This window comes from Pantoea sp. Cy-639 (genome assembly GCF_011752525.1).
Lineage (GTDB): Bacteria > Pseudomonadota > Gammaproteobacteria > Pseudomonadales > Pseudomonadaceae > Aquipseudomonas.
Map to the genome: position 1 here is coordinate 43,858 of NZ_VWXI01000020.1, position 14,225 is coordinate 58,082.

The window sequence follows — 14,225 nt, forward strand, 5'->3', positions numbered from 1 at the left end:
ATCGGCTAGGCAGGCTTACTCGGCGCTGCGCAGGCCTTCCTCACGTACGTCTTTGACGCCCTGGCGGGCATCCTGCACGGCTTTCTGGGCCTTGGCGGCCTGAGCCTTGCGTTCGGCGACGCGAGCGTCCCACTCGGCCTGTTCGGCGAGCCTTCTGGCCTCGTCGTACTTCTTGTCGTGCATGGCGATCTCGGCCTGCTTGAACTTGTCCTGGGCCGCTTTCATTTCCACGGCGGCGAACTCGGTACCGCCGGCGCTGACGGCCGAGTTGACCGCCGACTGGGTCACGGCGTACTGCTCGGTGGGCGGCTTGCCGGCGCAACCGGCCAGGACCAGGCTGCTGCCCAGGGCCAGTGCGGCCAGCTTGAGCCCGCGCAAGTGGGTGGATGGGTGTTTCTCGGTGCGGGTCTTCATGGTGGTCAGCTCCATTGGATCACTCCTGATAAAACGACGATGTTCATCGCATCCATCGCTGTTTCCCTGTCGTCTGCGAGCGCGGTAACGCCCGTGTTTACAGGGTTTTACCGTGATGGCTATTGGCTGTGACCGAAGCGTTTTTTGAATAGTTCAGAAAAATTCGCACGCTAAGTATCTTTTTTTCTGACTGATTGGTCAGTGTGTGCAAGGGGGAACTTCCAGGCGTTGCGCAGGTATTGCGGGCCTTGTCTGGCAAGGCCCGGCGGGGGAAGTGCTAGTGTTTCTCGTCTTCACGCAAGCTGCCCAGGGCACGCAGGTGCTGGCGGGAAAGTGCCAGGAAGCGAGGCGTGGGGCCGACGTCCTCGTACAGGGGATCGCCTTCCTCGTCGGTGGCGATGACCTGCTGCCCCTTGATGTAGGGGAAGCTGGCTTCCAGTTCCTCGAGCGCTGCGCCGACCAGTTCGCCGAGCAAGGCTTCGGGGCTGCGCCTGGGGTACATGTCGGCCAGTGCGGCCAGCCGTGCCTCGGCCTCCATGTCCAGGTGCAGGACATGGCCGGTGGGGCTCAGGTGTCCGGTGGCATTCTGTTCCCAGTGCTGGGCGAGTTCGCGGATCTTCATGATGACCTCTGTCAAAGCCACGAGGGGGCATTGCGTCGGATGACCTTTGTTCACTGTAGTTGCTCTGCCCGTGCCCGGCTTGCCAGGTACGGGCGTGAGTGGGCACTCTTGAGGGCATGCGTTTTCCTGGACGGGAGAGGCCCCGATGAGCGATATCGATCTGCGCTTGCGTGAAGATGTGCATCTGTTGGGTGAACTGCTGGGCGAGGCTATCCGCCAGCAGCATGGCGAGGCGTTCCTGCAGAAGATCGAGGATATCCGCCACAGCGCCAAGGCCGACCGGCGCGCCGAGGGCGAGCAACTGAGCACCGCCCTCGGCGACCTGGCCGAGGACGACCTGCTGCCGGTGGCGCGGGCGTTCAACCAGTTCCTCAATCTGGCCAACATCGCCGAGCAGTACCAGTTGATCCGCCGCCGCGATGCCGAGCAGCCGGCGCCGTTCGAGGCGCGGGTGCTGCCCGAGCTGCTGGCCCGCCTGAAGCAGGCCGGACACGGCGACCAGGCGCTGGCCCGGCAACTGGCCGGGCTGGACATCCAGCTGGTGCTCACCGCCCATCCCACCGAAGTGGCGCGTCGCACCCTGATCCAGAAGTACGACGCCATCGCCGCGCAGTTGGCGGTGCAGGATCACCGCGACCTGACGCCTGCCGAACGCGGCCAGGTGCGTGAGCGCCTGCGTCGGCTGATCGCCGAGGCCTGGCATACCGAAGAGATCCGCCGCACCCGGCCCACGCCGGTGGACGAGGCCAAGTGGGGCTTCGCGGTGATCGAGCATTCGCTGTGGCAGGCATTGCCCAGCCACTTGCGCCATGTCGACAGGGCGCTGTTCGAGGCGACCGGTCAGCGCCTGCCACTGGCAGCGGCGCCGGTGCGTTTCGCCTCGTGGATGGGCGGTGACCGCGACGGCAATCCCAATGTCACCGCCGCAGTCACCCGCGAGGTGCTGTTGCTGGCGCGCTGGATGGCTGCCGACCTGTTCCTGCGCGATATCGACCTGCTCGCCGCCGAGCTGTCGATGCAGCAAGCCAGCCCCGCCCTGCGCGAGCAGGTGGGCGACAGCGCCGAACCCTACCGCGCCTTGCTCAAGCAGTTGCGTGACCGCCTGCGTGCGACCCGCGCCTGGGCCCACGCCTCGCTGAACGGGCCGCAGCCGGCCAGTGCCGCGGTGCTGGTCGAAAACCGCGAGCTGATCGCGCCGCTGGAGCTGTGCCATCAGTCCCTGCACGCCTGTGGCATGGGCGTGATCGCTGATGGCCCGCTGCTCGACTGTCTGCGTCGCGCCGTGACCTTCGGCCTGTTCCTGGTGCGCCTCGATGTTCGCCAGGATGCCGCCCGGCACCGTGACGCACTGTCGGAAATCACCGACTACCTGGGGCTTGGTCGCTATGCCGACTGGGACGAGGAGCAGCGCATCGCGTTCCTGCAGCGCGAGCTGGACAACAAGCGGCCCTTGCTGCCGGTGCACTACACCCCCGGCGACGATACCGCCGAGGTGCTCGCCACCTGCCGCGAGATTGCCGCGGCGCCCGCCGCCTCGCTGGGCTCCTATGTGATCTCCATGGCCGGTGCGGCTTCCGACGTACTGGCCGTGCAGTTGTTGCTCAAAGAGGCCGGCCTGACCCGGCCGATGAGGGTCGTGCCGCTGTTCGAGACCCTGGCCGACCTGGACAACGCCGGCCCGGTAATGGAGCGCCTGCTCGGCTTGCCGGGGTATCGCGCCAGCCTGCACGGCCCGCAGGAAGTGATGATCGGCTACTCGGATTCGGCCAAGGACGCCGGTACCACCGCCGCTGCCTGGGCCCAGTACCGGGCCCAGGAGAACCTGGTGCGGATCTGTCGCGAGCACCAGGTCGAACTGCTGCTGTTCCATGGGCGTGGCGGTACGGTGGGGCGTGGCGGCGGCCCGGCCCATGCGGCGATCCTGTCGCAGCCGCCGGGTTCGGTGGGTGGACGTTTGCGCACCACCGAGCAGGGCGAGATGATCCGCTTCAAGTTCGGTCTGCCGGGTATCGCCGAGCAGAACCTCAATCTCTATCTGGCCGCGGTACTCGAGGCGACCCTGTTGCCACCGCCGCCGCCTGAGCCAGCCTGGCGTACGCTGATGGACCAGTTGGCCGCCGATGGTCTCAAGACCTATCGCGAGGTTGTGCGCGGCAATCCCGACTTCGTCGAGTACTTCCGCCAGTCGACCCCGGAGCAGGAGCTGGGTCGTTTGCCCCTGGGCAGCCGTCCGGCCAAGCGCCGCGCCGGGGGCATTGAAAGCCTGCGGGCGATTCCATGGATCTTCGGCTGGACCCAGACCCGCCTGATGCTGCCGGCCTGGCTGGGCTGGGAAACGGCGCTGGGCAACGCGTTGGCGCGCGGGCAGGGCGAACTGCTGGCGCAGATGCGCGAACGCTGGCCATTCTTCCGCACCCGCATCGACATGCTCGAAATGGTGCTGGCCAAGGCCGACGCGCAGATTGCCGAAGCCTACGACCAACGTCTGGTGCAACCGGGGCTGTTGCCATTGGGTGCGCACCTGCGCGACCTATTGTCGCAGTCGTGCCAGGTGGTGCTGGGCCTGACCGGGCAGCAGGTGCTACTGGCGCATAGCCCGGAAACCCTGGAATTCATCCGCCTGCGCAACACCTATCTGGACCCGCTGCACCGTCTGCAGGCCGAGCTGCTGGCCCGTTCGCGCAGCCGTGAGGCTGCTCTGGACAGCCCGTTGGAACAGGCCTTGCTGGTGACGGTGGCGGGCATCGCGGCCGGCTTGCGCAACACGGGGTGAGGTTCGAGTTGAGTGGTTTGCCCGGGGCCGCCGAGGGGGGGCAGTGGAGGGCATGGGACCCGGTTGCGCCGGGCGCAACCGACCACCCGGCAGGCCCCAAGGGGCGCATTCGCGCCACTTTGGGACGCTTGTCGGGGGGGCGGTCGCTGTGTATCTTGAGCAGCCTTTTGACCGATTTTACGGTCTCATCCGATTTTCCGGAGTTGGCCTTGTGCGCCGAATCCGTTGATTTGCATAGAAAAATATGAGGAGCACAAGATGCGCGTAATTCTGCTGGGAGCTCCCGGGGCCGGTAAAGGTACTCAGGCAAAGTTCATCACCGAAAAGTTCGGTATTCCACAGATCTCCACCGGCGACATGCTGCGTGCCGCCGTCAAGGCCGGCACCCCGCTGGGCCTGGAACTCAAGAAAGTCATGGATGCCGGCCAACTGGTCTCCGACGACCTGATCATCAGTCTGGTCAAGGAGCGCATCGCTCAGCCGGATTGCGCCAACGGCTGCCTGTTCGACGGTTTCCCGCGCACCATCCCGCAGGCTGAAGCCATGGTTGCCGGCGGCGTCGATATCGATGCCGTGATCGAGATCGCCGTGGACGACGAAGAAATCGTCGGCCGCATGGCCGGTCGCCGCGTGCACCTGGCCTCGGGCCGTACCTACCACATCCAGTACAACCCGCCGAAAGTGGAAGGCAAGGACGATGTCACCGGCGAAGACCTGATCCAGCGCGACGACGACAAGGAAGAAACCGTGCGTCATCGCCTGTCGGTCTACCACAGCCAGACCAAGCCACTGGTGGACTTCTACCAGAAGCTGTCGGCCGCCAACGCCGGCAAGCCGAAGTACAGCCACATCGAGGGCGTCGGCTCGGTCGAGTCGATCACCGCCAAGGTGCTGGCAGCCCTGAGCTGATCCATCACCGTGCGTCACGACGGCCCGCTCGCGGGCCGTTGTCGTTTATACTGCCGCTCTTTTCCCTGTCACCTGGATACTTCGTTCGATGACCACCTTGCTGGCCCTGGATACCGCCACCGAAGCCTGTTCCGTCGCCCTGCTGCATGACGGCAAGGTAACCAGCCATTACGAGGTCATCCCGCGCATGCACGCGCAGAAGCTGCTGCCGATGATCAAGCAGTTGCTGGCCGACTCGGGCGTGGCCTTGAGTGCAGTGGACGCCATCGCCTTTGGCCGTGGCCCGGGCGCCTTCACTGGCGTGCGCATCGCCATCGGCGTGGTTCAGGGCCTGGCCTTCGCCCTCGAGCGTCCGGTGCTGCCGGTTTCCAACCTTGCCGCCCTGGCCCAGGGCGCGCTGCGCGAGCGCGGCGTGCAGCAGGTGGCTGCCGCCATCGATGCACGCATGGACGAGGTGTATTGGGGCTGCTACCGGGCCGAGCAGGGCGAGATGCGCCTGGTCGGCCACGAGGCGGTGCTGGCACCGGAGCGCGTGGTGCTGCCTTCGGGTGCCGGTGACTGGTATGGCGTGGGCACCGGCTGGGGCTATGCCGAGCGCCTGGCGGCGACGGTGGGCGGTTGCGATGCTGCGGCCCTGCCCAGCGCCCAGGATATCCTCCAGTTGGCGACGTTTGCCTGGGCCCGTGGCGAGGCGGTCGTCGCCGAGCAGGCACAACCGGTATACCTGCGCGATAATGTAGCTACGCCCAAGGCGCGCTGAGGTTGTTCGTCGGTTATTGCCATTCGAGCTAAACCTTTTGCGCGAACTGTGGTCCAGTTATCAGTTCGGGCATTAGCGATGGATCCCTGATGCTGCTAAATTGCCATCACTGATTCAGAGTGCCCATTCCATGCGTATCGACGGCTTCTCCTCGCAGAGCTATCCCATCAAGCGTGCGCCACGCAAGGCGACGGTGCGCGACGAAGCCGTCGATGACGCCGAGGTCATCGAGGACCTCGAGGCCGCCCCTGTGCAGGCCCGTGGCAATCGTCGCAGTGGCAACCTGCCGGCCCGCCAGCAGGACATGGTCTTCCCCCGTGCCCGCGACCGGCGCACCTCCACGGCGCTGGCCAGCTACCTGACCACGGCCGGCTTCACCGACTGGGAGATGGAAGTGCTGGGGCTGGACCTGTACATTTGACGGATGATGCCGTCCCCCCTTCCTTATTTCCTCGGTTGCCCGTCCTGGAGTGAGAACGCCTGGCGCGACTACCTCTATCCTGTTGATGCGCGTCCCGCCGAGTACCTGGCGCTGTACGGCCAGGTGTTCAATGCCGTCGAAGGCAACACCACTTTCTATGCCCGCCCCGCGCCCTCCACCGTCGAGCGCTGGGCCCAGGCCATGCCGCCAGGTTTTCGTTTCACTGCCAAGTTCCCCGGCGATGTCAGCCATGCGGGTGATCTGCGTGAGCAGCTCGACTCGGCACGCGATTTCATCCGGCTGATGGCACCGCTGGGGGCGCGGGTTTCGCCTTACTGGTTGCAATTGCCCGCGCTGTTCGGCCCGGCGCGCCTGGGTGAGCTGGCGTTCTTTCTCGACGAGATCGGTGTGCCGGTGGCGGTGGAAGTGCGCAACGATGCGTTCTTTGCCCGTGGCGAGGAGGAGCGCGTGCTCAATCGCCTGCTGCACGAGCGCGGTGTGGAACGAATCTGCCTGGACCCGCGCGCGCTGTTCAGTTGCACCCTGCGCGACCCTGGCGTGCTGCATGCCCAGGCGAAGAAACCCAGGGTGCCTCCACGTCCTTGCGCCTTCAGCCAGCATCCTCAAGTGCGTTTCATCGGCCACCCGCAGCTGGACGCCAACGAACCCTTTCTCACGCCGTGGGTCGACAAGATCGCGACCTGGATCGAGGAAGGCCGCAGCCCCTACATGTTCCTGCACACGGCCGACAACCTGTTGGCGGCGGCGCTGGCCCAGCGTTTTCACCAACGCCTGATGGCGCGTCTGCCGGGCTTGCCTGCGCTGGCTGAATTGCCACGCGCCCCCGAGGTCGAACAACTGGGACTACTCTGACGCCACCCTGAACCTGCCGGAGGTCGAACCATGGATGTGCAAACCCTGCGAGCCGAAGCCTTCAAGGCATTGCACGAGCGCGACGGCGCGTTCGTCATGCCCAACCCCTGGGATGCCGGTTCGGCGAAGCTGCTCGCGGCGCTGGGCTTCGAGGCTCTGGCCAGCACCAGCGCGGGGCTGGCTTTCAGCCTCGGGCGGCCCGACGCCGAGGGCGCCTTGAATCGTGAAGAGACCTTGGCCAACGCCCAGGGCATCGTCGATGCCACGCCCTTGCCGGTGGCGGCGGATCTCGAGAACGGCTTCGGCGACCTGCCGGAGGACTGTGCCCAGACGATCCTGCGCGCAGCCGAAGCGGGGCTGGTGGGTGGTTCGATCGAAGATGCCAGCGGCTGTGGCGATGAGCCCATCTATGACTTCGAGCTGTCCGTTGCCCGGGTCCGCGCGGCGGTGCAGGCTGCCCGTGGCCTGGCATTTCCCTTCATGTTGTGCGCTCGCGCCGAGAACCTACTGCATGGCCGTCCTGACCTGGACGACACCATCCGGCGCTTGCAGGCCTATGCCGAGGCAGGTGCCGACGTGCTCTATGCGCCAGGGTTGCGCAGTGTCGATGAGATCCGTGCAGTGGTCCAGGCCGTTGCGCCAAGGCCGGTGAACGTGCTGATGGGCATGCCGGGCGTGTCGTTGAGCGTCAATCAGTTGCAGGACCTGGGCGTCAAGCGCATCAGCGTCGGCTCGTCACTGGCCCGCGCAGCCTTGGGCGCGTTCCAGCGCGCGGCACTGGAGATCCGTGAGCGGGGCACGTTCGAGTATGGTGAGCAGGCGTTGCCGTTTGCCCAGCTCAATGCGCTGTTCCGCCGCTGAGGAGGGGTTGGCTCAGGCGTGCACGCGGACGTTGTTCAGTACCACTGGGCGTGCCCAGTGGGTGTCGAACTCAAGATCGTTCTGTTGCTGGGCCAGGGTCGCGTCGTCGAAGGGTTCCGGCGCCGGGTCGAGCAGTTCGGTCTCGAATTCGGCGATCGGCAGGTACAGCGCCCGTGGGGCAGGGCCTGGAGCGGGCTCGGGGAGTGGATGGCCCTGGCTCATGACCACCGGGCGCAGCCAGCTGTTGCTCAGGTCTAGCTGGCGCTGTTGCTCGATCAGTTCGGCGGTGTTGAACGGTTCGGGGGCAGGCTCGAGCAGGTTGGCCTCGAGTTCGGCCTTGGGCAGGAACAGCGGCTCCGGAGGGCTGACCTCGGTGTCCTGCACCGGCAGGGCACGCTGGGCGTCGATCAGGCTCAGGGCCTTGGCGCCGCCGACGGGCTCGCCGCTTTCCTTGTCGTACTGCGCCAGCGCCTGACTGAAGCTGTCGACGTCGTCCCCTTGCTGCTCGGCCATGGCGCGGGCAAAGAAGTCCTGCCACAGGTGGCTGACGCCGCCCAGTGCCTGGGTGTTCTGCCGACCGTAGTTGCCGACAGGCGACAGGTAGGTCAAGCCGATGGGAAGAGTATCTGACATGGCAGTCGCGCGCGTTGTGCTCTGGCAGAATAGCGGGATACTGCGTGTATCGGCCGTGGCCGGGGTTTCATTAATTTTTTTGAGTGCGGGAACCGATGGTAGAGCAAGAGCAGGGCACAGGTATCAGGGTCGAGGCCCTGGCCCCGGAATTCCAGGCACAGGCCGTGACCTGGGCCGATCGGCTGGGGTTGCCGCTGGTCGACGAGGCGGCGGGGTTCGCGGTGCAGGTGGGGACCGAGGGCCTGCAGATCCAGCAGTTGGGTCCGCAAGCGCCGGGGCCGGTGCGGGTGGACTTCGTCGAGGGGCAGGCTGCCCATCGGCGGCTCTACGGCGGCGGCAGCGGGCAGATGATCGCCAAGGCGGTCGGCATTGCCCAAGGCGTTCGGCCACAGGTGCTCGATGCCACGGCTGGCCTGGGCAAGGATGCGTTCGTGCTGGCCAGCCTGGGTTGCCAGATGACCCTGATCGAGCGTCAGCCGCTGATCGCGGCACTGCTCGAGGATGGCCTGGCGCGCGCGCGCGGGGACGAGGAGGTGGGGGCGATCGTCGGGCGCATGCGCTTGCTGACCGGCAATGCCATCGAGCGCATGCGCGCCTGGGAGGGCGAGGCGCCGCAGGTGATCTACCTTGATCCGATGTTTCCGCACCGTGACAAGAGCGCGCTGGTGAAGAAGGAAATGCGCGTGTTCCGTCCGCTGGTCGGTGATGACCTGGATGCCCCTGCGTTGCTCGAGGCGGCGCTGGCGCTGGCCACGCACCGGGTAGTGGTCAAGCGCCCGCGCAAGGCACCGATCATTGAAGGAAGCAAGCCCAGCCACAGCCTGGAAGGGAAGTCGAGCCGCTACGATATCTACCCGAAGAAGGCCTTGAAGGGCTGAGCCCGCTCCCGCCGGACCAGGCGGGCCTGGCCCTCGACACACGAGGGCCGGCCAGCTCAGGCCTCAGAGCAGGATGCGTGAGCTGGCCACCGCCACAACCCCAACGCCGATCAGCAGGTTGATCCCGACCATCCGTCGGATCCGCCCCAGGACCCCGGCGCCCGCGGCCCAGTCCTGCGCCTGCACCGCCGTGCGCAGCTCCGGCAGCAGCAAGGCCTGGATGCGCATGAACAGCGCGAACATCACGATCGCGCCGCCAATCATCACCTGGACGTAATGGGGCGCTGTCTCGAACCCGCTGAAACGCAGGTGGATCATCCCCACACCGCTGACAGCCAGTACCGCTACCGCCAGCCAGACCCATCTGAAGAACCGCTGGAAAACCTCCACCCACAAACGCAACCGATCGGGTCCCTGCAGGGCGGCAACCGTGGCCGGGCGCAGTACCAACCAGGCGAAGAACATGCCGCCGACCCAGACCAGGGCGGCGAGAACATGCAGGGTGTAGGGCAGGGCAAAGGCGAGCATCCGGATCTCCATGCGGCACAAAGGGCAATAGCGGGGTATGATAGCCGGCCCATGCGAAACACTGAAAATATATCCAGCCCTCCGGGCGCCCGCAGACCATGATCAGCAACGAACTCAAAGCCACCATCCAGGGCGCCTACTCGCGTTTCCTCGAAGCCAAAAGCCTCAAGCCCCGTTACGGCCAGCGCCTGATGATCGCCGAAGTGGCCAAGGTCCTGGGCGACATTGCCTGCGACGACGAAGGGCGCCGCGCCGGCGAGCCCGCCGTGGTGGCGGTCGAGGCCGGTACCGGTACCGGCAAGACGGTCGCCTACAGCCTGGCCGCGATCCCTGCCGCCAAGGCCGCCGGCAAGCGCCTGGTGATCGCCACGGCGACCGTGGCGCTGCAGGAGCAGATCGTGTTCAAGGACCTGCCCGACCTGATGCGCAACAGCGGCCTGAACTTCAGTTTCGCCCTGGCCAAGGGCCGCGGTCGCTACCTGTGCCTGTCCAAGCTCGACATCCTGCTGCAAGAAGGCCACGCCCAGTCGGCCACTGCCCAGCTGTTCGAGGAAGAAGGCTTTCATATCGAAGTCGACGAGCGCAGCCAGAAGCTGTTCAACAGCATGATCGAGAAGCTCGCCGGCAACCGCTGGGACGGTGATCGTGACAGCTGGTCCGAGGCCATCGAGGACCAGGACTGGGCGCGACTGACCACCGACCACAGCCAGTGCACCGGACGCCACTGCCCGAACTTCCAGCAGTGCGTGTTCTACAAGGCCCGCGAAGGCATGGGCAAGGTCGATGTGATCGTCACCAACCACGACATGGTCCTGGCCGACCTGGCCCTCGGCGGTGGTGCCGTGCTGCCCGACCCGCGCGACACGATGTACGTGTTCGACGAAGGCCATCACCTGCCGGACAAGGCCATCGGCCATTTCGCCCACTACTCGCGGCTGCGTTCCACCGCCGACTGGCTCGAGCAGACCGCCAAGAACCTCACCAAGCTGCTGGCCCAGCACCCGCTGCCGGGGGATCTGGGCAAGTACATCGAGCAGGTGCCGGAACTGGCCCGCGAGGTGCGCACCCAGCAGCAGTTCATGTTCACCCTGTGCGAACAGGTCGCCGACTTCCGTGCCGGCGAGGACATGGAAGGCCGCGATCGCCCGCGCTACCGCTTCGAGGGCGGCGTGGTCCCCGAGCAGATCCGCGAAGTCGGCATCGAGCTGAAGAAAGGCTTCGCCCGCCTCAACGACCTGTTCACCCGCCTGGCCGACCTGCTCAAGGAAGGCATGGACGGCGAGAACAACATCGGCATCGCCAGCCATCAGGCCGAAGAGTGGTATCCGCTGTTCGGCAGCCTGGTGACCCGTGCCCAGGGCAACTGGGAACTGTGGACCGCCTTCACCGCCGAGGACCCCGAGGACAGCCCGCCCATGGCGCGCTGGCTGACCCTGGCCGAAAGCGGTGCGTTGTTCGACATCGAAGTCAACGCCAGCCCCATCCTGGCCGCCGAAATGCTGCGCAAGAGCCTGTGGAACGTCGCCCATGGCGCGTTGGTCACTTCGGCGACGCTGACCGCGCTGGGCAAGTTCGACCGCTTCCGCATGCGCTCGGGCCTGCCGCGTGACGCCGTGCAGTGCGTGGTGCCCAGCCCGTTCGTGCACGGTGACGCCGGGCTGTTGCGAGTGCCCGACCTGGGCGCCGATCCACGGGATGCGACCGCCCATACCGCGGCGATCATCCGCGAGCTCCCGGCCATCGTCGAGGAGGCCCGTGGCGCATTGGTGCTGTTCTCTTCGCGCAAGCAGATGCAGGACGTGTTCGATGGTCTCGATCGCGACTGGCGCAAGCTGGTACTGATCCAGGGCAACCTGTCCAAGCAGGAGACCCTCAACAAGCACAAGGCCCGGGTCGACGACGGCCAGCACAGCGTACTGTTCGGCCTGGCCAGCTTCGCCGAGGGGGTCGACCTGCCCGGCGCCTATTGCGAGCACGTGGTGATCGCCAAGATCCCCTTCGCGGTGCCCGACGATCCGGTCGAAGCCGCGCTGGCAGAGTGGATCGAAGCCCGTGGCGGCAATCCGTTCATGGAGATCGCCGTCCCCGACGCCTCGCTGCGCCTGATCCAGGCCTGTGGTCGACTGCTGCGCACCGAACAGGACCGCGGCGTGATCACCTTGCTGGACCGGCGCCTGGTCACCCAGCGCTACGGCAAGGCTATTCTCAATGCGTTGCCGCCATTCCGACGGGAAATCGGCTGACTGCCGGAGCAAGGCACAGTCCCCCGTTGTCCATTACTCGATCGTGAGCCCGAGAAGGGCTCGGAAGGAGAGTCATCGCCCTATGATCCGCCGTACCCTGCCTGCCATGTTCGCCCTGTTGTTCAGCACGCCGCTGCTGGCCGGACAACAGACGCTGTTCAGTTTCGTGCGTCCTGCCTCGGTGGTGAACGTGACCACCCAGGACGCGGCGATGCCGCAGTACAACGCGGAACAGACGGCCGAAGGCGAGGTGTTGCGGAGGGTGGTGTTCAATCCGGTGGCGCAACCCACCTTGCGCCTGGGCCCGCAGGCCGGAGCCTGGGACTGGTCCGCGGGGCAGGCGCTGACCTTGCGTCTGCAGAGTGCCATGGACTGGGCGTTGACCGTGGATGTCACGGTACAGAGCAGCGACGGGCGCACGCTCGGCAGCCGTATCGACCTGCCGGCCGGGCCGGCGCAGACCGTGATGATCCCGTTGCGCGCCAGTTCGCCACTGAGCCAGGGCATGCGCGCCGGCCCGCCGATGCCATGGACCTATGACGGGCAACGGCTGTTGCTGGCCAGCAGCAGTGGAGAGGTCGATCTCAAGCAGGTCATCTCGGTCAGCCTGAGCATCCCCAATCCCAAGGTGGCCCAGAGCCTGTTGATCGAGCGGGTGGGTCTGCAGGACGACGACCAGGCGTTCAAGGCGGCCTATGGCGATCTGATCGATGGCTATGGCCAGTCCACCCGGGGGCGTTGGCCGGAGAAAGTCACCAGTGACGAGCAACTCAGGGCTGCCGACAGCCGTGAACAGCCCCAGCTCAAGGCCTGGCTGGCCGAACGTGGCAAGCTCGGGCTGGACCCGTACGGTGGTCTGCTGGCCGGCCCGGTGTTCGAGGCCAAGGGGTTCTTCCGCACTGAAAAACGCGATGGTCGCTGGTACCTGGTGACACCGGCGGGGCATCCGTTCTATTCGTTGGGTGTCAACGCCGTGGCGGCCGATGGCGGGCGCACCTATGTCGCCGGCCGAGAAGGCATGTTCAAGGGGCTTCCGGGCGATGGCGATGCGCTGTCGGCGTTCTATGGCGAAGGCAACAACGACGATGGCAATGCGTCGTCCCAGGGGCGCAACTTCAAGCAAGGGCGCTGGTTCGACTTCTACGCCGCCAATCTTCAGCGCACCCATGGCCAGGGCTGCCCGACCGCCAGCGCCTGTCCACCGGCGATGCTCGACGCGACGCGCTGGCAGGCTCACACCCTCGACCGCCTGCAGGCCTGGGGCTTCAATACCTTGGGCAACTGGAGCGATCCGGCGCTGGGCCGGGCCAAGCGCATGCCATACACCTTGCCGTTGTCGATCGTCGGTGACTACGCCAGCATCAGCACCGGCATGGACTGGTGGGGGCGCATGCCCGACCCGTTCGACCCACGCTTTGCCATGGCCACCGAGCGTGCAGTGGCCATCGCTGCCCGCGACCATCGCGACGACCCCTGGCTGATCGGTTACTTTGCCGACAATGAGTTGGCCTGGGCCGCGCCCGGTGGCGAGCCCAAGGCCCGCTATGGCCTGGCCTACGGCACGTTGCGCCTGACCACCGATGTGCCAGCCAAGCGCGCCTTCCTCAAGCAGTTGCGCGACAAGTACCGCAACCAGGAAGGGTTGTCCAAGGCCTGGGGCATCGAGCTGACGGCCTGGGAGTTGATGGAGGACCCGGGCTTCGAGGCGCCCCTGCCCAATCCGGAGCATCCGGAAATCGAGCGTGACTACCAGTATTTCCAGCAGGTGTTCGCCGAGACCTACTTCAAGACGATCTCCGACGCGCTGAAGTGGCATGCGCCCAATCACCTGCTGCTGGGGGGGCGCTACGCGGTGAGTACTCCCGAGGCGGTCAAGGCCTGTGCCGAGTTCTGCGATGTACTGAGTTTCAACTTCTATACGCTCAAACCCGAGGACGGTTACGACTTCGCCCGACTGGCCGAGCTGGACAAGCCGGTGCTGGTCTCCGAGTTCCAGTTCGGCAGCCGCGACCGTGGCCCCTTCTGGCCTGGCCCGCTGGAAGTCGCCCGTGAAGAGGACCGGGGCCCGGCTTATGCGAACTTCCTCAAGGCCGCGATGGCCCAGCCGATGATCGTCGGTGCGCATTGGTTCCAGTACCTTGACCAGCCGGCCAGCGGGCGCCTGCTCGATGGCGAGAACGGCCACCTGGGGTTGGTGGCGATCACTGACGTGCCTTATGCCGGCTTCATCGAGGCGGTCCAGCGCAGCAATCGACAAGCCATGGCCCAATTGCGCACGCAACTGGGCAAGTCCGCACCGTAACGCTCGCT

The 14,225-nt window shown here is 66.1% G+C and carries 13 protein-coding genes; 9 read left to right on the top strand and 4 right to left on the bottom strand.

Translation table 11 applies throughout. The features are described 5' to 3' along the window. Positions 1-15: 15 nt before the first annotated feature. Positions 16-429, bottom strand: coding sequence for a DUF4398 domain-containing protein (locus F3J43_RS21105; protein ID WP_166891492.1), 414 nt, complete (start codon positions 427-429; stop codon positions 16-18). Positions 430-691: 262 nt separating this feature from the next. Beyond that, a complete protein-coding gene (locus F3J43_RS21110) occupies positions 692-1,036 on the bottom strand; it encodes a pilin assembly protein (protein ID WP_166891495.1) in 345 nt (114 codons plus the stop codon). A 145-nt stretch (positions 1,037-1,181) separates the two neighbouring features. Between F3J43_RS21110 and ppc the strand changes: the two genes are divergently transcribed. The 6 genes from ppc (at position 1,182) to F3J43_RS21140 (ending at position 7,633) form a co-directional block, all read left to right on the top strand. Further along, positions 1,182-3,809: a phosphoenolpyruvate carboxylase gene (gene ppc, locus F3J43_RS21115; RefSeq protein WP_166891498.1), complete on the top strand. Its 2,628-nt coding sequence runs from the start codon at positions 1,182-1,184 to the stop codon at positions 3,807-3,809. Positions 3,810-4,067: 258 nt separating this feature from the next. Continuing rightward, positions 4,068-4,718 carry an adenylate kinase gene (adk, locus tag F3J43_RS21120; protein ID WP_166891501.1) on the top strand — a complete coding sequence of 217 codons (651 nt, stop codon included), beginning with the start codon at positions 4,068-4,070 and terminating at the stop codon, positions 4,716-4,718. 88 nt (positions 4,719-4,806) lie between these two features. Beyond that, complete coding sequence (tsaB, locus tag F3J43_RS21125) at positions 4,807-5,478, top strand: tRNA (adenosine(37)-N6)-threonylcarbamoyltransferase complex dimerization subunit type 1 TsaB (RefSeq protein WP_166891506.1); 672 nt, start codon at positions 4,807-4,809, stop codon at positions 5,476-5,478. A 130-nt stretch (positions 5,479-5,608) separates the two neighbouring features. Beyond that, positions 5,609-5,899: a hypothetical protein gene (locus F3J43_RS21130; RefSeq protein ID WP_166891509.1), complete on the top strand. Its 291-nt coding sequence runs from the start codon at positions 5,609-5,611 to the stop codon at positions 5,897-5,899. A gap of 6 nt (positions 5,900-5,905) precedes the next feature. After that, positions 5,906-6,772, top strand: coding sequence for a DUF72 domain-containing protein (locus F3J43_RS21135; protein WP_205298014.1), 867 nt, complete (start codon positions 5,906-5,908; stop codon positions 6,770-6,772). 30 nt (positions 6,773-6,802) lie between these two features. Next, positions 6,803-7,633: an isocitrate lyase/PEP mutase family protein gene (locus tag F3J43_RS21140; protein ID WP_166891515.1), complete on the top strand. Its 831-nt coding sequence runs from the start codon at positions 6,803-6,805 to the stop codon at positions 7,631-7,633. Between the two features lie 12 nt (positions 7,634-7,645). On the opposite strand, the gene F3J43_RS21145 is transcribed toward F3J43_RS21140, so the two are convergent. Continuing rightward, on the bottom strand, positions 7,646-8,266 hold the full coding sequence (locus tag F3J43_RS21145) for an energy transducer TonB (RefSeq protein ID WP_166891518.1): 621 nt from the start codon (positions 8,264-8,266) through the stop codon (positions 7,646-7,648). A 95-nt stretch (positions 8,267-8,361) separates the two neighbouring features. Here F3J43_RS21145 and F3J43_RS21150 point away from each other — a divergent pair, with 95 nt between their 5' ends. Continuing rightward, positions 8,362-9,144, top strand: coding sequence for a class I SAM-dependent methyltransferase (locus F3J43_RS21150; protein WP_166891521.1), 783 nt, complete (start codon positions 8,362-8,364; stop codon positions 9,142-9,144). Positions 9,145-9,207: 63 nt separating this feature from the next. On the opposite strand, the gene F3J43_RS21155 is transcribed toward F3J43_RS21150, so the two are convergent. After that, positions 9,208-9,672 (bottom strand): CopD family protein, encoded by a 465-nt coding sequence (locus F3J43_RS21155; protein WP_166891524.1) that lies wholly within the window; start codon positions 9,670-9,672, stop codon positions 9,208-9,210. Between the two features lie 98 nt (positions 9,673-9,770). On the opposite strand from F3J43_RS21155, the gene dinG reads away from it, so the two are divergent. Next, positions 9,771-11,915 carry an ATP-dependent DNA helicase DinG gene (gene dinG / locus F3J43_RS21160; protein WP_166891527.1) on the top strand — a complete coding sequence of 715 codons (2,145 nt, stop codon included), beginning with the start codon at positions 9,771-9,773 and terminating at the stop codon, positions 11,913-11,915. A gap of 82 nt (positions 11,916-11,997) precedes the next feature. Continuing rightward, on the top strand, positions 11,998-14,217 hold the full coding sequence (locus F3J43_RS21165) for a beta-galactosidase (protein WP_166891532.1): 2,220 nt from the start codon (positions 11,998-12,000) through the stop codon (positions 14,215-14,217). The last annotated feature ends 8 nt before the right edge of the window (positions 14,218-14,225 follow it).